The following is a 21,228-nucleotide window of genomic DNA, read 5'->3' on the forward strand; positions in this document are numbered from 1 at the left end:
TCACACCATTCCCCTGTGGGAGCGGGCTTGCTCGCGAATGCGATTTGACATTCAACATTGATGTCGGCTGGCAGGCCGCTTTCGCGAGCAAGCCCGCTCCCACAAGGGGAATGCGTGCAGACAGTCATACCGGCACCTCTTCAGTGTCGGCATTGGTTTTGCCAAACCGGCGACCGAGGCGGTCGAAGTACAGGTAGATCACTGGCGTGGTGAACAACGTCAGTACCTGGCTCACCAGCAACCCGCCAACCATCACCAGACCCAGCGGCTGACGCAATTCCGCGCCAGAGCCGGTGGCGAGCATCAGCGGCACCGCGCCGAACAGCGCCGCCAGCGTGGTCATCAGAATCGGCCGGAAACGCAACAGCGCGGCTTGATAGATCGCCTGCTCGGGCGCCATGCCCTGATTGCGTTCGGCATCAAGGGCGAAGTCGATCATCATGATCGCGTTTTTCTTCACGATACCGATCAGCAAGATGATACCGATGATCGCGATCATCCCCAGATCATTGCCGCTGAGCAGCAGTGCCAGCAAGGCACCGACCGCCGCCGACGGCAAGGTCGAGAGAATGGTGATCGGGTGGATGTAGCTCTCGTAGAGCACGCCGAGCACGATGTACATGGTCACCACCGCCGCCAGAATCAGCAGCAAGGTACTCGACAGCGACGCCTGGAATGCTTCGGCCGCGCCCTGGAACTGCGTCTGCACGCCGACCGGCATGCCGATGTCTTTCTGCACTTGATCAATGATGTCCACCGCATGCCCCAGCGCCACGCCCGGGGCGAGGTTGAACGACATCATCACTGCCGGGAACTGGCCGATGTGGGTGATCGCCAGTTGTGCCTGACGCTCCTCGACGTGGGCCAGACTCGACAGGCGCACCTGCGCGCCATCCGTGGTTTTCACGTGGATCTGATCCAGTGCCTGCGGTCCGATTTTCTCGCCGGACTGCGCTTGCAGCACCACGCGGTATTGGCTGGCCTGGGTGTAGATGGTCGAAATCTGCCGCTGACCGAACGCGTCGTACAGTGCATCGGTGATGTTCGCCACCGACACACCCAGGCGCGAGGCCGCATCGCGGTCAATCACTAGATACACCTGCAAGCCTTTGTCCTGCAAATCACTGGCAACGTCGGTCAGTTCCGGACGTTGCGCCAGTGCCTCGACCAGACGCCCGCTCCATTCACTGAGCAACTCCGAGTCTGGCGACGACATGCTGAACTGGTATTGCGTGCGGCTGACGCGGTCTTCGATAGTCAGATCCTGCACCGGCTGCATAAACAGACGGATGCCGACCAGTTTGTCCAGGTTCGGCTGCAGGCGGGCAATCACTTCCGTGGCGGTGAGATCCCGTTGATTGTGCGGTTTGAGGTTGATCAGCAAGCGGCCACTATTGAGTGTCGAGTTATCGCCGTCGACACCAATGTACGACGACAGGCTTTGTACCGCCGGGTCTTCAAGAATGATCTTCGCCAGTTCTTGCTGGCGCTCGCCCATGGCGGCGAAGGAAATCGACTGCGGCGCCTCGGAAATGCCCTGAATCACCCCGGTATCCTGCACCGGAAAGAAGCCCTTCGGCACGATCATGTAAAGGAACACGGTCAACGCCAACGTGCCAATGGCTACCAGCAAGGTCAGCGGCTGGTGCTTGAGCACCCAACGCAGCATCCGCCCGTACTCGGCGATCATCCAGTCGATCACTGCGCCACTGGCGCGATAGAAACGGCCCTGCTCATGTTCTTCTGGTTCACGCTTGAGCAACCGCGCGCACATCATCGGCGTCAGGGTCAGCGAGACCACCAGCGAAATCAGGATCGCCACTGCCAGGGTGATGGCGAATTCGCGGAACAAGCGTCCAACCACGTCTGCCATGAACAGCAGCGGAATCAATACGGCGATCAACGACAGGGTCAGGGAAATCAAGGTGAAGCCAATCTGCTTGGCGCCCTTGAGCGCTGCCTGCATGGGGCTGTCGCCCTCCTCGATAAATCGGGAGATGTTTTCCAGCATGACGATGGCGTCATCGACCACAAAACCGGTGGCGATGGTCAACGCCATCAGCGTCAGGTTGTTGACCGAGAACCCGGCGAGGTACATCACACCGAAGGTGCCGATCAGCGACAACGGCACCGCCACCGATGGAATGATCGTGGCGCTGGCACGACGCAAGAACAGGAACGTGACCATGACCACCAGCGCGATGGCGATCAGCAGTTCGTGCTGAACATCGGTTACCGAGGCGCGAATGGTTTGCGTACGGTCGGTCAATACCGTGACATCGAGGCCGGCCGGCAGGTTGTCGGTGATGCTTGGCAGCAGCGCCTTGATCCGGTCGACCACTTCAATGACGTTGGCGCCCGGCTGACGCTGAATGTTCAGCAACACTGCCTGATTCTGGTTGGCCCACGCGGCGAGGCGTTCGTTCTCGGCGCCATCGACGATTTCCGCAACATCCTTGAGTCGCAACGGCGCGCCGTTTTTGTAGGCGAGGATCAGATTGGCGTAATCCTTGGGCGACGTCAGTTGATCGTTGGCGTCGAGCATCGACACCCGGGTCGGGCCGTCGAAGTTACCTTTCGGCTGGTTGACGTTGGAGGCACCGATCAAGGTGCGCACGTCAGACAGATTGAGGCTGTTGGCCGCCAAGGCTTCGGGGTTGACCTTGATCCGCACCGCCTGACGCTGACCGCCGGCGATGCTGACCATGCCGACGCCGCTGATCTGGGCGATTTTCTGCGCCATGCGCGTATCGACCAGATCATTGAGTTTGGGCAGCAACATGGTTTTCGAGGTAATGGCCAGGGTCAGCACCGGGGTGTCTGCCGGGTTGACCTTGTTGTACACCGGCGGTGCCGGCAAGTCGGTCGGCAGCAGATTGGTCGCAGCGTTGATCGCGGCCTGCACCTGTTGTTCGGCAACATCCATGTTGATGTCGAGGCTGAAACGCAGGGTCAGCACCGACGCGCCGCCGGAGCTGGTCGAGGCCATTTGCGTCAGACCCGGCATCTGCCCGAACTGACGTTCAAGTGGCGCGGTCACGGCGCTGGTCATTACGTCCGGGCTGGCGCCGGGATACAGGGTCATGACACGGATGGTCGGGTAATCGACCTGCGGCAACGCCGAGACCGGCAGCAGGCGATAAGCGATCAGGCCGGCCAGAACAATGGCCAGCATGCTCAGGGTAGTGGCTACCGGACGGAGGATGAACAGCCGCGAAATGTTCATGCGCCCTTCTTGGCCTTGTCAGTCACGGCAGCGTCTGGCGTGGCGGCAGCCGATTTGCCCTGCAAGTGCTCGGTTGGGGTGGTCGGCACGGCATTGCTGTCGTTGACCACTTCCACTTCACTGCCCTCTTTCAAGCGGTCGGTGCCTTCCAGCACCACACGGTCGCCGGCGGCCAGGCCTTCGGTGATCACGGTGTTATTGCCATCGCTGGCACCGATTTTCAGTTGGCGGATGGTGACTTTCTTGTCACCGTCGAGCGCATAAACAAAGGTGCCGTTGGTGCCGAACTGGATAGCGGCAGACGGGGCCAGTACCACGCCTTTGAGGGTGTCGGCCAGCAGGTGCACATTGACGAATTGATTCGGAAACAGCGCTTGATCGCGGTTGTCGTAACGGGCCTTGAATTTCAGGGTGCCGGTGGCAACGTCGATCTGGTTGTCGAGGCTTTGCAATACGCCAGTGGCTTGCAGTTTGGTGTCGCCACGATCCCACGCTTCGGCCGGCAATTTGGCGCCGCTGCGGTAGCGGGCGAGGACGGTTTCGAGGCTGTTTTCCGGCAGCGTGAAGGCGACGCTGATCGGTTGGGTCTGGGTGATCACCGCGAGGAACGTGGTGTCGTTGGCCGCCACGAGGTTGCCGACGTCGACCTGACGCAGACCGACGCGACCGGCAATCGGTGCACGGATCTTGGTGAATTCAAGATTGAGCTTGGCGTCGTTGACCGCCGCCTGATTGGTTTTTACCGTGCCCAGATACTGGCCGACCAGCGCTTCGGCGGTGTCCAGTGTCTGCTTGGCGATACTGTCTTCCTTGAACAGACCGCGATAACGCTCGACGTCGACCTGAGCGTTCTTCAATTGCGCCTGATTCTGCAGCAAAGTGCCTTCGGCCTGCAGCAAGGCATTTTGGTAAGGACGCGGATCGATCTCTGCCAGCAGGTCGCCGGCCTTGACCATCTGCCCTTCTTCGAAATTGATCTTCACCAATTCGCCGCCCACCCGGCTGCGCACATTGATGGTGTTGAGCGCCGTTACCGTGCCCAGCGCTTTGTAATACAGCGGAAAGTCACCGGTGACCGCCGGCGCCACGCGCACCGGAATCGGCCCGGTACCGCCGCCGAAGCCTGGCCTCATCATCCCCGAACGCCCGGCATGACCGGCCGCCGCCTTATCACCGCCCTCCTTGTGGGCTGAACCGGCCGGCCAGAATTTCCAGCACAGAACAGCGATAACCAACAAGACAAGCAGGCTGATCAGCCAGCGACGGGTGTTGCGGGGGGACGATTGCATGGAGTGATTAACCATTGGGCGCGTGGGCTTCTTTTACGGGAGGCTGAACGATAAGCACTGGTGACGATTAAGCAAAGCAGCTTTACCGGCAATTTACCTTCATCTTACGTTTCAAGGTGTGAGGCAAAACACTGATACACAAATGAAAACGGCCTGGACAGAGCCAGGCCGTTAACAATTGTAAAAGCGCTGTGGCAGAGCTTACTTCAGGACGGCCAGAGCGGCATCGTAGTTCGGCTCTTCAGCGATTTCCTTGACCAGTTCGCTGTGCAGCACGTTGTCGTTCTCGTCCAGCACCACGACGGCACGGGCGGTCAGGCCTTTCAACGGGCCGTCAGCAATGGCCACGCCGTAGTTTTCGATGAACTCGGCACCGCGCAGGGTCGACAGGTTCTGAACGTTTTCCAGACCTTCGGCGCCGCAGAAGCGTGCTTGAGCGAACGGCAGGTCAGCGGAGATGCACAGCACGACAGTGTTGGCGACTTCGTTGGCCTGAGCGTTGAACTTGCGCACGGAAGTGGCGCAGGTCGGGGTGTCAACGCTTGGGAAGATGTTGAGGACTTTGCGCTTGCCGGCGAAGTCTTTCAGGGTGACGTCGGACAGATTGCCGGCAACCAGGGAAAAGGCTGGCGCCTTGGAACCGGCTTGTGGCAACTGGCCGTTGACTTGAACCGGATTGCCTTTAAGGGTGACTTGAGCCATGACTTGAGTCCTTCTAACGTTGTGGTTGGAGAGCATGCAAGAAGCGGAAGTTAACCACGAAATTGTCCGACGACCTATGCCCAAAATGAAATTGTCAGGTGCCGACGCGCGAAATTGTATACAACCCGAGATCCCGGTAGGAGCTGCCGAAGGCTGCGATCTTTTGATCCTCGAAACAAAATCAAAAGATCGCAGCGTGCCGCAGCTCCTACACGGGGATGCGGGCGATCCTGATTTTTTTCAACCATGCTGTCGATTCATGTCTGGCCCGTTCGATTAAGCAGTGAACCCCACACTTTTCGGAGTAACCGCCATGCGATTCATGATCCTCGTAAAAGCCAGCGCCGATTCGGAAGCCGGCGTCATGCCCAGTGAAGAACTGCTCACCGCGATGGGCAATTTCAACGAGGAGCTGGCCAAGGCCGGCATCCTCGTCGAGGCGGACGGTTTACACCCGAGTAGCAAAGGCGCCCGTGTGCGCTTCTCCGGCGACAGACGTACGGTGACTGATGGCCCTTTCATCGAAACCAAGGAATTGGTCGCCGGGTATTGGATCTGGGACGTTAAATCCAAGGAAGAAGCCATTGAGTGGGTCAAGCGCTGCCCGAACCCTATGCCGGGCACCGATTCCGACATCGAGATTCGCCAGATATTTTCCGCTGAAGACTTTGGCGCAGAATTCACTCCTGAGGCTCGCGCCCAAGAAGAGCGCATCCGCGACCAAGCAAAGAAAAACAACTAAACCCCTCACGCCCCCTGTAGGAGCTGCCGAAGGCTGCGATCTTTTGATCTTGTCCGTAAAAACAAAATCAAAAGATCGCAGCCTTCGGCAGCTCCTACAGGTGAGATAATTTTTTAGTACACAACCGAATGGTGAACAAGTACACAAAACCAAAGAATTAATACATTCGACTGGCAGACTTTGGATAAGCTGCTAGCGTAAACAAGACGTGTCCTAGAGGCTTGAAAAGAAAGGGATTACGCCGTACGGCCGACAAGTGCCGAGTTGTCCAGTGAGACACCAGGGAATCGGGGATGAAGTGCAATCGAGTGGGGAAGACTCTTTTTCTGGCAAGTTCGCTGGCGGCTATGCCGTTCGCGCAAGCAGACAACGCCGAAGACTCCAATAAAAGTAACAACCCGCTGAACGTGGCGCCGGGCGCCAACCTGCAGGACTACTACACCCCCAAACTCTACGACAGCAACGCTCATACCAATGACGTCCTGCTGCGCGGCACGTTGCCGATCGCCCCGAACGACTTCATCGGTGTGCCACAACTGGTACGCGCGACGCTGCCCATCAGCACCCGCCCCGATCCGCATAACGGTTACAGCACCGGCATGGGCGATCTGAACCTGTTCGACATTTTTATTCTGAAAACCGAAGGCGTGCAGTTGGGCATTGGCCCGCTGATCACCGCGCCGACCGCCGAACAGGACGAGCTCGGCACCGGCAAATGGCAAGGGGGCCTCGCGGCTGTCGCGATCGACGCCTCCCCGCGCGGATTGCTCGGCGCACTGGTGCAGTATCAAAGTTCTTTCGCTGGCGACAGCGACCGCGCCCACGTTGAAAGCGCGACCATGCAGCCGTTCATCATCCATAACCTGGAAAAAGGCTGGTACCTGCGCTCCACCGGCACCTGGACGTTCGACCTGAAAAACGACACCCACTACATCCCGCTCGGCCTGGGTGTGGGCAAAGCCTGGAAATCGGGCGGCAACATCGTCAACGCCTTTATCGAACCGCAGTGGACCGTCGACCGCAAAGGCGACGGCCTGCCGCAATTCGTTGTTTATACCGGCATTAACTTGACCTTCGGCAAGTAAGGAAGACGCTATGCAGGTTACCCTCAAGGCCGCCGGCTACAGCTTGATGACGATGTTTGTCAGCTGTGGCGTCGGCGCCCAGGAATCCATCGCCAGCCCGCAAACAGATCGGAGCGCTATCTATGCAGCGACCGAGCGCCCGGCGGCGCCTCTATTCGAATATTTATACAGCCAGAACTTTAAGCGGAGTCGTTGATGGTCAAGCCTTACGTTGTGCGCCCGTTACTGGCGCTGTGCATGATCGGCAGTCCGCTGCTGTACGCCGCCGAGGGCGGTGTTGGCCGGCCAATTACCGGTCAACAGGTGTTTTCCAACGCCGGTATCGTGCCGCCTGAGCCGGGCTGGGTCATGTCGTTGACCAACATTTGGTACGACGGCTCGCTAAAAGGCAGCAACGGTGCGCCGATTTCCGGCGCGGTCAGTGGCGGGATCGACATGAAAGTGTCGTACACCATGGCCAACTTCACCCACGTCTGGGACACCGGCAAAGGTAGCTGGAACTACGCCTCGGCCGTTGGCATTCCGGTGCAGTACACCGACATCAAAGCCAGCATCACCGGCCCGCGCGGGCGCACGCTGGGTGACAGCGACTCCGGCACCCAATTCGCCGACGCCCTGATCACGCCGATCGCCGCCGGTTACCACTTCGACGAGTTGAACCACATCTCGCTGTCCCTGCCGATCTACGTGCCGACCGGTGCTTATAACGACGATCGACTGGCCAACCCGGGGCAGAACAATTACACGTTCATGCCGACCGTGGCGTTCACCCACCTCGACGGCAAGGGTGGCGAGCTGACGCTGTCCAGCGGTCTGGAGTTCTACACCGAGAACGACGCCACCGATTATCGCAACGGCAACATCTTCACCCTCGACGCCCTGTGGACCCACGGTTTCGGCAATGGCTGGAGCGCCGGGGTTGCGGCGGGTTATATCCAGCAACTGACCGACGACAAAGGCCAGACTGCCGATACGTTCAACGGTTATCGCGGTCGTTCCGTTGGCGCCGGCCCGGTGGTGGGCTGGTCGGGTAAATTCGCCGACGCCCAAGCCAATATCAGCGCCCGCTGGGTACCGGAGTTCGACACCAAAAATCGTCCTGAAGGCAACGGCTTCAGCGTCAACATGACTCTGGCATTTTTCTAGACCCGGACACAAAGGACTGCCCCATGACTGCACTTACCGACCTCAATGCCCTGCAAGCCAGCATCGCCGAATCGGTGCTCGGTCAGGATCAAGTGATTCGGCAGATCCTGCTGGGCCTGTTGGCCAACGGCCATTTACTGTTGGAAAGTCTGCCGGGGCTGGCCAAGACGCGTACGGTCAAGGCGCTGGCCAAACACCTCGACGCGAAAATGAGCCGCATCCAGTTCACCCCGGATTTGCTGCCGTCGGACATCACCGGTGCCGAAGTGCTGCATCAGGTTGAAGGCAAAAACGAGATCCGTTTCCAACCCGGCCCGCTGTTCGGCAACCTGATTCTTGCTGACGAAATCAACCGTGCCCCGGCCAAAGTTCAGGCGGCGCTGCTGGAAGCGATGGAAGAACGCCAGATCACCGTGGCCGGCACCAGCCATCCGTTGCCGGATTTGTTCATCGTGGTCGCCACGCAAAACCCGATCGAACAGGAAGGCACTTATCCGCTGCCGGAAGCGCAGATGGATCGTTTTCTGATGAAAGTGCTGCTCGATTATCCGAGCGCCGACAACGAAAGCCAGGTGCTGCGCCTGCTGCGCGCCGAAGAATTCGCACAAGGCGCCAACACCGCGCCGAGCAAGGGTTTCAGCCTGTCGCAGGAGGTGATTTTCGCGGCACGCAAGGAAGTCAGCGCGGTGCATGTGTCACCGGCCATCGACAGTTATCTGATCGACATCATCAACGCCACCCGCCACCCCGCCGACTACGACGAAGACCTCGCGCGCTGGATTTCGATTGGTGCCAGCCCGCGTGGCGGCATTGGTCTGGATCGTTGCGCCCGTGCCGATGCGTGGCTGCAGGGGCAGGATTTTGTTTCGCCGGACAATGTGCGCGCGGTGGTGCACCCGGTGCTGCGTCATCGTTTGCAATTGAGCTATGACGCGGTGGCTGACGGCGTCAATGCCGATCAAGTGCTCGATCGGATTCTCGATAAAGTAGCGATTCCGGCCTGATGTCAAATACGAAGAGCAGCGACGGCCTGGTCTATGTTTCTCTCGCGCAGTTGATGGCGCTGGAGTTCAAGGCCCGTGACCTGAGTTTTCTCGCTCGTCAGCCGCAAGGCAGCATCCTTGCCGGCAACCATGCCTCGCGCCTGCGTGGTCGTGGCTTGAACTTCGATGAACTACGCCGTTACCAGCCGGGCGACGACCTGCGTCACCTCGACTGGCGTGCTTCGCTGCGCACCGGCAAACCGGTGGTGCGCACTTTTACTGAAGAGCGTGATCGTCCGGCGTTGATCGTGGTTGATCAGCGCATGTCGATGTTTTTCGGTTCGCAACGCAGCTTCAAATCCGCCCTCGCCGCCGAACTCGGCGCATTGGCCGCGTGGATGGTGTTCAACGCCGGCGACCGGGTTGGTGGGCTGGTGTTCAACGATCAACGTATCGACAGCATCGCGCCGTTGCGCAGCCGTAAACGCGTTGAAGCGCTGCTCAGCCGCATCGCCGAACAGAATCAGGCGCTTGACGCGGCTAACCCGGATGCCGAAGGTGAAGACCAGCTCGACAAAGTCTTGCAGCGTTGCCTGGCGCTGGCCGGTCACGACCATTTGATCTGTATCGTCAGCGACTTCGCCGGGGCCGGCGAACGTACGTTGCAACTGATGCGTCAACTGTCGGCGCACAACGACGTGATCGCCCTGCAAGTCTACGATCCGCTGGCATTGAAGCTGCCGAACAATGGCCGCCTGCTGATTACCCAAGGCCAGTTGCAGGTCGAACTGGCCATCGAAAAACGCAATGTGCATCAACCGCTGGGGGATTTTCTCGGTGGTCGCTTGAAGGACGTCGCCACCCTGCTGCGCCGCAGTCAGGTGCCGCTGATGATGTTCAGCACCGCCGAAGAAGCCCACGCGCAACTGCGTGCCGAACTGGGCAAAAGCGCCGGGGCACGGCGATGAATCCGAATATCCCGAGCATCGATCAACTCAAAGAGTTGGCCCCGCCCGCGCCGGTCAGTTATGCGCCGCAAACGTGGGGTTGGTGGGTGTTGCTTGGGCTGCTGATCGTATTGGCAATCGTGATTGGCGTGCGCCGTTACCTGCAATGGCGCCGCGATGAATACCGCCGTGAAGGCTTGGCGCGACTGGCGCAACTGCGTAGCCGCAGTGACGACCTCAATGCGTTGCGCGAATTGCCCGAGCTGCTCAAGCGAGTGGCGCTCTCCATGCCCACTCAATCGCGACATTGGAATACAACCCCTGTGGGAGCGAGCCTGCTCGCGAAGGCGTCCGTTCAGTCGACATCTAAGGTGCATGAGAGGGCCTCTTCGCGAGCAGGCTCACTCCTACAGGGGGTTGCGGCGTTGGGGAGGGAGGATTGGCAGCGCTTCTTGCAAGCGCACAGCAAGAAGCCGCTCCCGGCGGATTTCAGCGCACAACTCGCGCAACTCGCCTACGCCCCCGACGACACCCTGCGCGCCCTCCCCGCGCCGCAGCGTCAGGCGTTGTTCGACACATGTCAGGACTGGCTGGAGCATCATCATGTGGCAGCTTGATTACCCATGGTTTTTGCTTCTGCTGCCGCTGCCCTGGCTGGCTTACCGCTATCTGCCGGCCTACAACGAAGCGCGCAGCGCCGTGCGCGTACCGTTTTTTGCGGCGATGAGCCGCGCTGTCGGCGAAGCGCCCACCCATGCCGGCACCCGCCGCAACGTCTGGCAATTACTCTTGAACCTGTTGGTCTGGGCGCTGATTTTGCTCGCCGTGGCACGTCCGGTGTTCGTTGAAAAACCCATCGAACGCCAGCAACCGGTGCGCGACCTGATGCTCGCCATCGACATCTCGCAGTCGATGGAAACCGAAGACTTCACCAACGCCAACGGCGAAAAAATCAATCGCCTCGCCGCCGTCAAAGAAGTGGTGCAAGGCTTTATCGACAAGCGCAAGGACGACCGCCTCGGCCTGATCGTCTTCGGCAGCGGCGCTTATCCGCAGGCACCGCTGACCCTCGATCATGCGAGTCTGTCGCTGTTACTGGCCGACACCGGCATCGGCATGGCCGGGCCGAACACCGCGATCGGCGATGCCATCGGCCTCAGCCTGAAGCTGTTGGATAAAGCCCATGAGCAGGAAAAAGTGCTGATTCTGCTCACCGATGGCAACGACACCAGCAGCGCGATCACTCCCGATCACGCCGCCGAAATGGCCGCCAACAAAGGCGTGATCATCCACACCATCGGCATCGGCGACCCGAGTGCTTCGGGCGAGGCCAAAGTCAATCTGCCGGGTCTGGAGCAGATCGCGAAAACCACCGGCGGCCAGTTCTTCCGCGCTGAAGACCGCTCCGCGCTCGATCAGGTTTACAACACCCTCGACCGTCTCACGCCGCATCAGGTGAAAACCCTCAGTCATCAGCCGCAACGCGAGTTGTTCTATTGGCCGCTGGGGGCGGCGATGTTGTTGCTCGGCCTGTATCACCTCGGCGCGCTGCTGTGGCCTCGGCTGTCATTCGCCCGTCAGCGGCAGGAGGTCTGAGATGGACATCAACCTCAGCGACTTCCATTTCCTGCGCCCGTTCTGGCTCCTGCTCGCGCTGTTCGGCGCGTTGTTGCCGTTGATCTGGCGCCGCAGCCGTGATCTGCAGCGACGACTGCGCGGCAACATCGCCGAGCATTTGCTGCCGCACCTGTTGATCACGCCACAAGACAACCAACGCCTGCGCCCGGTGCATCTGCTCTGTGCGCTGTTGATTCTCGGCGCCATCGCGGCGGCCGGGCCGACCTGGGAGCAGGATCGCCCGGACTTTCTCGAAAACCGTGCGCCGCTGATCGTCGCTGTCGATCTGTCACCGTCGATGGACGCCAGCGATGTGCAACCGACGCGACTGGAAGCGGCCAAGCACAAACTGCATGACCTGATTCAGCGTCGCGCCGGTGCCCGTACGGCACTGATCGCCTACGCCGGCAGCGCGCACCTGGTGTTGCCGCCGACCGACGATCCCGCCCTGCTCGACTCATTTATTCAGGCGTTGGGCACCGGGTTGATCGACAAACCGGGGAAAAACGTCGCCGCTGTGGTTGAGCAGGCGAAACGCTTGCTCAGCGCAGAAAAGACGCCGGGCAGCCTGCTGCTGATCACCGATGGCGCCGAGACCGCGCAACTTGATGGCCTCGACAAGCAGTTGAGCGGCAGTCAGTTGCAAGTGTTAGTGCTGGCGGTGGGCAGCGAGGACGGCGGCATGATCCACGACGCCAGCGGGCAGCCGCGCACCGATGCCAACGGGCGCCCGGAACTGGGCAGTTTTGATCAAGCGGCAATCAAACAATTGGCTTCTGCTGTCGACGCGCCCCTCGGCAGCCTGACCCTGAATGACGATGATCTGGACTGGATCGAACTGCACGCGCAACAGCACTTCCAAAGCGCCAGCGCCGAACAGCGTGAATTGCACTGGAAAGACGCCGGTTATTGGCTGTGCTGGCCGTTGCTGTTGCTGGCATTTTTCGGCGTGCGCAAAGGCTGGAGCGTGAACTGGATGGCCGCGTTGCTGCTGGCCGTGGGGCTGGGTGGCATGCCCGCTCCGGCGCAAGCGAATGCACTGACCGACGCCTTTTTCACTCGCGATCAGCAAGGTCGCTGGGCCTTTGAGCACGGACACCTGCCTCAGGCAGCGGCGCTGTTTGTCGATCCGTACTGGAAAGGTGTCGCGGCGTATCACGCGTCTGACTATGACTTGGCGCTGGCGACTTTCGCGCGGCTGGACACGCCACAGGCGTACTTCTATCTGGGCAATATTTACGTGCGCCGTTTCAAGTTTGATGAGGCGATCGCCGCGTATACCCAAGCCTTGAAACTGCAGCCGCAATTCCCGGAGGCCACGGCCAATCTGGCGTTGGCGCAGGCGTTGCTCAAAGACACCGAAAGTGCCGAGAAAAATGCTCCGGAGACCAAACCGGATGAAGTGAAATTCGACAAGGCGAAGGGCAAGGGTCAGAGCAAGAAGGTCGAGTCGGAGCAAGCCGCATCGGATGCGCTGTGGTTGCAGAACCTGACGACATCGCCGGCGAAGTTTCTCAAGCAGAAATTCAGCTTGCAGGATCAGGCGGGGGTTAAGCCATGAATCTCCGAAACCGAGTTGCGGCCATCGCGAGCAGGCTCACTCCTACATTGATTTTGTGTACGGCAAAGATCCCCTGTAGGAGTGAGCCTGCTCGCGATGGGGCCAGAGCAATCACTTCAAAACTCCGCATTTTGTTCATGACAGGCCTGCTGAGCCTCAATGCCTTCGCAGCTGCCCCACAACTCAAAGTCCAGGCCCATCTGCAACCCGCCGAAGGCGCCATGGTCGGTGGCCTGATCGAGCTGCAAGTCGACGTCCTCACCGACACCTGGTTCACCAGCGCCGCCACCCTGCCCGATCTCAAACTCGACGGCGCTCTGGTCATGCCCCCGGACGGTCAGGCCCAGCACCTGAACCAGACCATCGACGGCCAATCCTTCAACGGTTTGCGCTACACCTACCTGATCACACCGAACGTCGCGCGATCGTTCGATATCCCGGCCCTCACCGTCAGCGCCACCCCCGGCCAGGCTGAAAGCGAAATCAGCGCACACAGCGAACCGCTGCAGTTCAGCGCCGCCCGGCCGCCCGGTTTCAACCCCGGGGAAACGCCACTGGTTGCCACCGGACTGACCTTCAGCCAGAACGTGATCAACTCGGCCACACCGCTCAAAGTCGGCGACAGCATTACCCGGCAACTCACCTTGAAGGCCGATGGCGCACTGGCCATGTCCCTGCCGATCCCGGCACTGGGCGATATCGACGGCCTCAGCCGCTATGCGAAAACCCCGCAAGTCACCAGCCTCGATGACGGCCGTGGCGACATTCTCGGCGGCCAGCGCATCGACTGCGTCACCTATCGCATCGACCGCGCCGGTTCGCACACACTGCCGGCCATCGAAGTGAAATGGTGGGACGCGAGCAGCAATCAAACGCGCACCGCGCAAGTGCCGGCAGTGACGTTCGCTGCCGCCGCCAACAGCGCCTACAAACCTGTGTTTTCCATCGCCGAAGACCTCAAGCAACTCGGCCAGAATCGCCTGCGGTTCTCCACACAATGGCTGATCTGGCTCGTGGCGCTCATCGCGATTATCGGCCTCGGCTACCTGAGCCGCCCGGCCCTGACTCGCGGCTACCGCACCCTGCAAGCGCGCAAACAAGCGCGGCACGCAGCGTGGTTGCAGTCAGCCGATTACGCGTGGCAACAAATCAATCCGCAACTTGAAGCCAAACCAGCGCAACTCAGTGCGCTGTATCTGTGGCTGCGCCGCAGTCGACTGGGCCTGAAGCTCGTCGATGCCGGCCCGCGTCTGCAAGGCCTGTTGCGTGGGCTTTACGGTCGCGAACCGGCCACCGAGCAGACACTTGTCCAACTGCGCCAATCCTTGACTACGCTTCACAGTCAGGCCGAACAGCAGCACGCGAAACCGGCCTCGGCGCTGCGCCCGCTCAACCCTGTACACGAGAAGGATTTCCCATGACGCACCCGTTGCTGCACCGCCAACGTTTTGGCCTGGCTCTGTTGTTCGGTCTGGCCCTGCCGCTGCTGGCCCAGGCCAACGAGCCGCTGCCTTCGTGGAACGACGGCCCGGCGAAGAAAAGCATCATCGAATTCGTGCAGACCGTGACCGATCAGACGAGCAAGGACTTCGTCAAACCCGCCGACCGCATCGCCGTGTTCGATAACGATGGCACGCTGTGGAGCGAGCAACCGGCGTACTTCGAATTGCTGTTCGCTTTCGACGAGGTCAAGCGCACCGCCGATCAGCACCCGGAATGGAAAACCACGCAGCCATTCAAAGCGGTGATCGAAAACGACCACAAGGCCCTCGCGGCGTCAGGCATGGAAGGCCTGCTGAAAATCGTCGGCGCCACCCACAGCGGCATGACCACCGAAGCGTTTGATGATTACGCGAAAAACTGGCTGAGCCAGGCCCGTCATCCGAAAACCGGCAAGCCGTACAGCGAGATGATCTTCCAGCCGATGCTGGAAATGCTCGACTACCTGCGCAGCCAGGACTTCAAGACCTACATCGTCTCCGGCGGCGACACCGGTTTCATGCGCGCCTTCGCAGAGAAGGTTTACGGCATTCCACCGGAACAGGTGATCGGCACCACATTTGTCACTTCTTTCGAATACAAGGATGGCAAGGCCTCGATCGTGCGCACGCCAAAACTGGCGCACAACGACGACGGCCCGGGCAAACCGGAAAGCATTGATGCGGTGATCGGCAAGCGGCCGATTCTCGCCTTCGGCAACTCCGACGGCGACCTGCAAATGCTGCAGTGGACGGCCGCCGGTACCGGCAAACGTTTCATGGGTTTGGTGCACCACACCGACGCCAAGCGCGAGTGGGCCTACGACCGCAAATCAGACATCGGCAAGCTCGACAAAGCTCTCGATGAAGCAAATTCCCGCGGCTGGACCGTGGTGGACATGGCGACCGAATGGCGCCGGATCTACCCGTTCGATCCGCCGGTAAACGAGCAGGTGCAATATAAAAAGCGTGCTGCAGGACTGCAATAAACGTTATCAGCAATAAATGACCCCCCGCGAAAAGGAGCAAGTCAGATGACTCGCATACGCAAGTGGCTACCGAAATTCGCCTTGGTTGCGACCTCGGTGATGGCGCTGTCGGCAACCGCCACAGCGGCTGAAAAACCCAACATCCTGGTGATCTTCGGCGACGACATCGGCCAGACCAACATCAGTGCCTATTCAATGGGTGTTGTCGGTTACAAAACGCCGAACATCGACCGGATTGCCAAAGAAGGCATGATGTTCACCGATTACTACGCGGAGAACAGCTGCACTGCGGGTCGATCCTCGTTCATCACCGGTCAGACGCCACTGCGTACCGGTCTGTCGAAAGTCGGCATCCCCGGCGCTCCGGTAGGCCTGCAAAAGCGTGACATCACCATTGCTCAGGCACTCAAATCTCAGGGTTATGCGACCGGTCAATTCGGCAAGAACCACTTGGGCGACAAGGATGAATACCTGCCGACCAACCACGGTTTCGACGAGTTCTTCGGCAACCTGTATCACCTCAATGCTGAAGAAGAACCCGAACGTCCGTACTGGCCAAAAGAAGATGCCGATTTCGTCAAGGCTGTTTCCCCTCGTGGTGTGATCCACAGCTTCGCCGACGGCAAGATCGAAGACACCGGCGCGCTGACCACCAAGCGCATGGAAACCATCGACGACGAAACCACCGCGGCGGCGCAAGCGTTCATCGAGAAACAGGCCAAAGCGGACAAACCGTTCTTCGTCTGGATGAACACTACGCGCATGCACTTGTTCACACACGTGCGTGATTCGATGAAGGGCCAGAGCGGCATGCCCGGCAACGAATATGCGGACGGCATGATCGAGCACGACGGTGACGTCGGTAAACTGCTGAAAACCCTCGATGATCTGAAAATCACCGACAACACCATCGTCGTCTACACCACCGACAACGGCCCTAACCAGTTCTCCTGGCCGGACGCGGCGACCACGCCGTTCCGCAACGAGAAAAACTCCAACTGGGAAGGCGCGTACCGCGTGCCTGCGATGATCCGCTGGCCGGGCAAGATCAAACCGGGTGAAGTCTCCAACGAGCTGTTCTCGGGTCTTGACTGGTTCCCGACACTGCTCGCCGCCGCAGGTGATACCGATGTCGCCAACAAGCTGCTCAAAGGCTGGGCGCCGACTTCCGGCGGCACCAGCTTCAAAGTGCACCTGGACGGTTTCAACCAACTGCCGTACCTGACCGGCCAGACCCCGAAGAGCGAGCGTAAGGAGTTCTACTACTTCAACGACGATGGCGTGCTGGTGTCGATGCGTTTCGGCAACTGGAAAGCCGTGTTCTGCGAACAGCGTGCACCGGGTGGTTTCAAAGTCTGGAGCGAACCGTTCGTGTGCCTGCGCGTACCGAAAATCTTCAACCTGCGCATGGATCCGTATGAACGTGCCGATATCGTTTCCGACCAGTACTACGACTGGACGACCAAAAACGTTTATCTGACCGAAATGGCGGTGATGAAGTCCGCTGCGTTCCTGCAGACCTTCATCGAGTATCCACCAAGCCAGAAACCGGCCAGCTTCAGTGTTGACCAGATCCGTGCTGCGGTAGATGCGAAAATCGCTGAAAAAATGAAAGCTGCACAGTAAGACCGCAAGACTGCCGCCCGCCCTTACCGGCGGGCGGACTTGTTTTTAGTCGGATATCCCCCTTGCAGGAGCTGCTGAAGGCTGCGATCTTTTGATTTCCATTGATAAACATAAAGATCAAAAGATCGCAGCCTTTGGCAGCTCCTACAGGGAGCAGGCCCGATCATTTGTATTGATCGTTCCCACGCTCTGCGTGGTAGCGCATCCCGGGATGCTCTGCGTCCCATGCCAAAGCGGACGCCGAGCGTCCAGTGAGGCATTCCCACGCAGAGCGTGGGAACGATCAGCACAGTCGCCGTTTTTATCGAATTGAAATAAGGCAATCCGCATGTCCTCACGTATCGCCAGCAAGCCGTCGGCCATACCCGCCTCGCACACCGCCTCCCCTTCACTGCTGATCCCCGCCCTGCTGCTGTGCATCTCCGGTGCCGCAGCACTGGTCTATCAGGTGCTGTGGATCAAGCAACTGTCGCTGGTGGTCGGCGTCGAGGTGTATGCGATCACCACGGGCATCAGCGCATTCTTCGCCGGTCTGGCCATCGGTGGCTGGCTGTTCGGACGCTGGGCGGATCGCTTGCAGCAACCGGTGCTGCTGTATGCCGGGCTGGAAGTACTGGTGGCGATATTGGGCGTTGGCGCGACCGTGGCCATGAGCATGGCGGCCAGTCCGTTCGCCTGGCTGCAGGATCACGTCGGTGTGTTCGCGTGGTTGCTGCCGTTCGCCCTCGTGGGCATTCCGGCGGTGTTGATGGGCGGCACGCTGCCGGTGCTGGTGCGTTCGCTCGCGGCTGATCCGGGCAAGGCTGGCGGTCAGTTGTACGCAGCGAACACCTTGGGCGCGATTGTCGGCACCCTGCTCGCCGCGTTCTTTTTGATCGCCACCCTCGGTGTACGGGGCAGCTCGCTGGCCGCAGCGATGCTCAATCTGTTGGCGGCGGCTGGCGCCTTGTGGTTCGCCCGTCAGCATCCGGCACCGATTGTCACGCCGATCCATCACCATCCGGAAAAAGCTGCGGATCGCACGGCGCTGTGGCTGTACTCCATCGCCGGCGGTGTGGCGCTGGGTTATGAAGTGGTCTGGTCGCAATCGATCGTGCAGTTTATGAGCACCCGCACCTATGCGTTTGCCGTGGTTTTGGCGACGTACCTGACCGGCCTGTTTATCGGCAGCGCCCTGCTTGCCCGTCGCGTTGATCGCATTCGTGATCCGTGGGGCGTGTTCGGCTTACTGATCGCCGGTGCAGGATTGATCGCACTGCTGGAAATCGCCCTGCTCGGTCGTTGGCTGATTTACGCCCAGACCCAGACCGAGATGTGGTTGCTGAGTCTGGGCGCCAGTGAGTTGGTTGGCATGAGTGCTCGCTTTGCCGTCGCGGCGTTGAGCATTGTGTTTGTGCCGACATTGCTGCTGGGGGCGGCGTTTCCCTTGGCGCTGCGTTTGAGTGTCGGCCATGAGCGCGTCGGTCGCGATGTCGGCGCAGTGGTGGCGTTCAATACCTTGGGCGGGATTGTCGGGGTGATGCTCTGCGGCTTCCTGCTCATTCCGCTGCTGGGGCTGGTGCGCACGCTGGGCCTGCTGGCGATCATCGCGGCGGGCATCGGCTACTTCGCCGTGCGCAAGGGCCATGGTGTGAAGAAAGGCCAGCGTCAGGCAGTGGTCGCACTGAGCCTGGTCTCGGTCGCATTGGCGGTGCTGACGCCGGTCGACAAAATCGCCGGCCTGCTGCCCGGCGCACGCAACGGTACGTTGGCGTTTTACGAAGAAGGTCGTGGCGGCACGGTCGCGGTGGTCGCCCAAGGTCGCGGCGAGAACAATTTCCATCGTCTGTACATTCAGGGCGTCTCGAACACCGGCGATGCCATGCCGTCGCTGCGCTACATGCGCATTCAGGCGCTGCTACCGCTGTTGATCCACAACGGCGAACCGCGCTCGACCCTCGTGATCGGTTTCGGCACCGGCATCACTGCGGGCGCCATGTTGCGCTATCCGGGGCTGGAGCATCGCGTGGTCGCCGAGTTGCTGCCGTCGGTGGTGAAAGCGGCGCCGTTGTTCAAGGGCAACTTCAATGCTGCCAGTGATCCGGGTGTGGAAGTGCGTCTGCGTGATGGTCGTCAGGAATTGCTGCGCAGTGCGCAGACCTACGACCTGGTCACACTGGAGCCGCCACCGCCCTCCGCGGCCGGCGTGGTCAATCTGTACTCGCGCGACTTCTACCAATTGGCCGCGAGTCGTCTGCAGAAAAACGGCATCGTCGCGCAATGGCTGCCGCTGCCGACGCAAAACATCGATGACTCGCGCTCACTGGTGCGCAGTTTCCTCGATGTGTTCCCGTATGCCTCGTTGTGGACCAGCGAATTCCACGAGATGTTATTGGTGGGTTCGATGGAGCCGATGGAACTGGACGCCGCGAAAATCACCGAACGTTTCCAGCAGGACAGTGTGCGCAGCACCTTGCAGGATGTCGGCATTGGTTCAGCGGCGGCGTTGCTGGCGACGTGGGTGACCGATCGCGCCGGCCTTGAGCGCTTTGCCGCCGATGCACCGGCGGTGACCGATGATCAGCCGCGCATTGAGTACGCGCCATGGGTGCGCAGCAAGGAAATCACTCGCGTGTTGCCGGCGCTGCTGGATCTGTATCAGGCGCCGACGCTGGTGAATGCCGATGCCGCTTTCACTGAGCGCATGGAAACCCATCGTCAACGGCTGATGCAGTTCTATCGTGCGAGCCTGCATGCGTATGACGGCGATCGGGATGCGTGGGGGCGGGACATGCGCGAGGTGATGCAGTGGGATGGCGCGAATCCGTATTACCGCTGGTTTACCGGGCAGTAATGCTGCCGACTGTAGGAGCAAAGCTTGCTCGCGAAAGCGGTCTATCAGGTCATTAATTACTGACTGACAGGACGCCTTCGCGAGCAAGCTCTGCTCCTACAAAAAAGGGGCCATCAGCCCCGATGCATTACTTGGATTCGGATTTCAGTTTCAGATAGGTCTGGTGCATATCAGACGCCCAGCCATCGATCACGGCTTTAACGTCCTCGGCTTTCAGCGCCTGGGAATCATTTTCCAGCGGTTTGCCGGTGCCTTTGCGCACAACTTGCGCCACGACCTTATTGCTGGCGCCGTCCATGAACACCGCTTCAGTGGCCAGGGTGGTTTCCTGATCACGGATGCCGGTGGCCGTGCTGACCGCCGCGGCTACCAAAGCAATCGGGATCACTTCATACGCGTGCAGCCCTTCGGTTTTGCTGCTGACGGCGGTGATCGCCGGACGCAGTACGATCACACCCGGCCCAGGCCCGGTGGCCAGTGGTAGCGATTTGCCCAGTTCACGCTTGAGCGCCTGATCGTAATAGCTGGTGATGCCATTGAGGGTTTGCTGAGAGATTTTTGCGGTCGGTTGCGGCTTCGGATAGAGCTGGCTTGGCTCGACGTAAACGCTGGTGAATTTATTGATGTCGAGTTTCGGGTCCATCCAGCGCATCACCTCGGCACCCGACGGTGACTTGGCTTCCTTGAGCTGACTGTAATCCTTGAGAAACCCGGAGTACTCATCTGGAGCGACGGTTTTGCTCGAGCAACCCACCACGCCAAGGGTGGCGATGCACAGCGTGCCCATCATTACTGCTAGCTTCATGCTGTAACTCCTGTCAGAAAGCCGAAAGATTTGCATAAGGGGAGTTACAGGTATAGCTAAAACCTCAACTTTTGCGATGTAAAAGCAGAAAATTCACACAAGGCTGCGCGCCCGATCACAATGGTCATTTGACAGACGCCGGCCATCCGGCAAAGCTGCACCGAGCTTGAATGCACACCAGACGGTAAATGCACCTGGA

The 21,228-nt window shown here is 59.9% G+C and carries 17 protein-coding genes; 13 read left to right on the forward strand and 4 right to left on the reverse strand.

Going from position 1 to position 21,228, the window contains the following annotated elements:
• Positions 1–124 precede the first annotated feature (124 nt).
• The 3 genes from GVL50_RS05560 to tpx form a co-directional block, all read right to left on the reverse strand.
• Entirely contained in the window at positions 125–3,226 is a 3,102-nt protein-coding gene (locus tag GVL50_RS05560) for an MdtB/MuxB family multidrug efflux RND transporter permease subunit (protein WP_159812043.1), read from the reverse strand.
• Positions 3,223–4,530 (reverse strand): MdtA/MuxA family multidrug efflux RND transporter periplasmic adaptor subunit, encoded by a 1,308-nt coding sequence (locus tag GVL50_RS05565; RefSeq protein ID WP_159812044.1) that lies wholly within the window; start codon positions 4,528–4,530, stop codon positions 3,223–3,225. Before GVL50_RS05565 ends, GVL50_RS05560 begins: the two co-directional genes overlap by 4 nt.
• A 186-nt stretch (positions 4,531–4,716) precedes the next feature.
• Positions 4,717–5,217, reverse strand: a complete 501-nt coding sequence (tpx, locus tag GVL50_RS05570) for a thiol peroxidase (RefSeq protein ID WP_008086450.1) — start codon at positions 5,215–5,217, stop codon at positions 4,717–4,719.
• 313 nt (positions 5,218–5,530) lie between these two features.
• Here tpx and GVL50_RS05575 point away from each other — a divergent pair, with 313 nt between their 5' ends.
• The 13 genes from GVL50_RS05575 to GVL50_RS05635 all read left to right on the forward strand — a co-directional run bounded on the left by GVL50_RS05575 (position 5,531) and on the right by GVL50_RS05635 (position 20,224).
• Complete coding sequence (locus GVL50_RS05575; RefSeq protein ID WP_159812045.1) at positions 5,531–5,959, forward strand: YciI family protein; 429 nt, start codon at positions 5,531–5,533, stop codon at positions 5,957–5,959.
• Between the two features lie 293 nt (positions 5,960–6,252).
• Positions 6,253–7,044, forward strand: coding sequence for a hypothetical protein (locus tag GVL50_RS05580; RefSeq protein ID WP_159812046.1), 792 nt, complete (start codon positions 6,253–6,255; stop codon positions 7,042–7,044).
• 10 nt (positions 7,045–7,054) lie between these two features.
• Positions 7,055–7,240, forward strand: coding sequence for a hypothetical protein (locus tag GVL50_RS05585; protein WP_053120624.1), 186 nt, complete (start codon positions 7,055–7,057; stop codon positions 7,238–7,240).
• Positions 7,240–8,190: a transporter gene (locus GVL50_RS05590; protein WP_159812047.1), complete on the forward strand. Its 951-nt coding sequence runs from the start codon at positions 7,240–7,242 to the stop codon at positions 8,188–8,190. Before GVL50_RS05585 ends, GVL50_RS05590 begins: the two co-directional genes overlap by 1 nt.
• 23 nt (positions 8,191–8,213) lie before the next feature.
• The gene (locus tag GVL50_RS05595) at positions 8,214–9,194 is read left to right on the forward strand and encodes a MoxR family ATPase (RefSeq protein ID WP_159812048.1); all 981 of its coding nucleotides are present in this window, start codon (positions 8,214–8,216) and stop codon (positions 9,192–9,194) included.
• Positions 9,194–10,141 carry a DUF58 domain-containing protein gene (locus tag GVL50_RS05600; protein WP_159812049.1) on the forward strand — a complete coding sequence of 316 codons (948 nt, stop codon included), beginning with the start codon at positions 9,194–9,196 and terminating at the stop codon, positions 10,139–10,141. Before GVL50_RS05595 ends, GVL50_RS05600 begins: the two co-directional genes overlap by 1 nt.
• Positions 10,138–10,737: a DUF4381 domain-containing protein gene (locus tag GVL50_RS05605; protein ID WP_159812050.1), complete on the forward strand. Its 600-nt coding sequence runs from the start codon at positions 10,138–10,140 to the stop codon at positions 10,735–10,737. The genes GVL50_RS05600 and GVL50_RS05605 overlap by 4 nt, the downstream gene beginning before the upstream one ends.
• A complete protein-coding gene (locus GVL50_RS05610; RefSeq protein ID WP_159812051.1) occupies positions 10,724–11,716 on the forward strand; it encodes a VWA domain-containing protein in 993 nt (330 codons plus the stop codon). Before GVL50_RS05605 ends, GVL50_RS05610 begins: the two co-directional genes overlap by 14 nt.
• A 1-nt stretch (position 11,717) precedes the next feature.
• Positions 11,718–13,298 carry a VWA domain-containing protein gene (locus GVL50_RS05615; RefSeq protein ID WP_159812052.1) on the forward strand — a complete coding sequence of 527 codons (1,581 nt, stop codon included), beginning with the start codon at positions 11,718–11,720 and terminating at the stop codon, positions 13,296–13,298.
• Positions 13,295–14,719, forward strand: coding sequence for a BatD family protein (locus GVL50_RS05620; protein ID WP_159812053.1), 1,425 nt, complete (start codon positions 13,295–13,297; stop codon positions 14,717–14,719). The genes GVL50_RS05615 and GVL50_RS05620 overlap by 4 nt, the downstream gene beginning before the upstream one ends.
• On the forward strand, positions 14,716–15,765 hold the full coding sequence (locus GVL50_RS05625) for an HAD family phosphatase (RefSeq protein ID WP_159812054.1): 1,050 nt from the start codon (positions 14,716–14,718) through the stop codon (positions 15,763–15,765). The genes GVL50_RS05620 and GVL50_RS05625 overlap by 4 nt, the downstream gene beginning before the upstream one ends.
• A gap of 45 nt (positions 15,766–15,810) precedes the next feature.
• Positions 15,811–17,391, forward strand: coding sequence for an arylsulfatase (locus GVL50_RS05630; RefSeq protein ID WP_053120641.1), 1,581 nt, complete (start codon positions 15,811–15,813; stop codon positions 17,389–17,391).
• Positions 17,392–17,719: 328 nt separating this feature from the next.
• Positions 17,720–20,224: a fused MFS/spermidine synthase gene (locus GVL50_RS05635; RefSeq protein ID WP_159812055.1), complete on the forward strand. Its 2,505-nt coding sequence runs from the start codon at positions 17,720–17,722 to the stop codon at positions 20,222–20,224.
• 127 nt (positions 20,225–20,351) lie between these two features.
• On the opposite strand, the gene GVL50_RS05640 is transcribed toward GVL50_RS05635, so the two are convergent.
• On the reverse strand, positions 20,352–21,029 hold the full coding sequence (locus GVL50_RS05640) for a DUF3313 domain-containing protein (protein ID WP_053120645.1): 678 nt from the start codon (positions 21,027–21,029) through the stop codon (positions 20,352–20,354).
• Between the last annotated feature and the right edge of the window lie 199 nt (positions 21,030–21,228).

Source organism: Pseudomonas sp. 18058, from assembly GCF_902706155.1.
GTDB lineage: Bacteria > Pseudomonadota > Gammaproteobacteria > Pseudomonadales > Pseudomonadaceae > Aquipseudomonas > Aquipseudomonas rustica.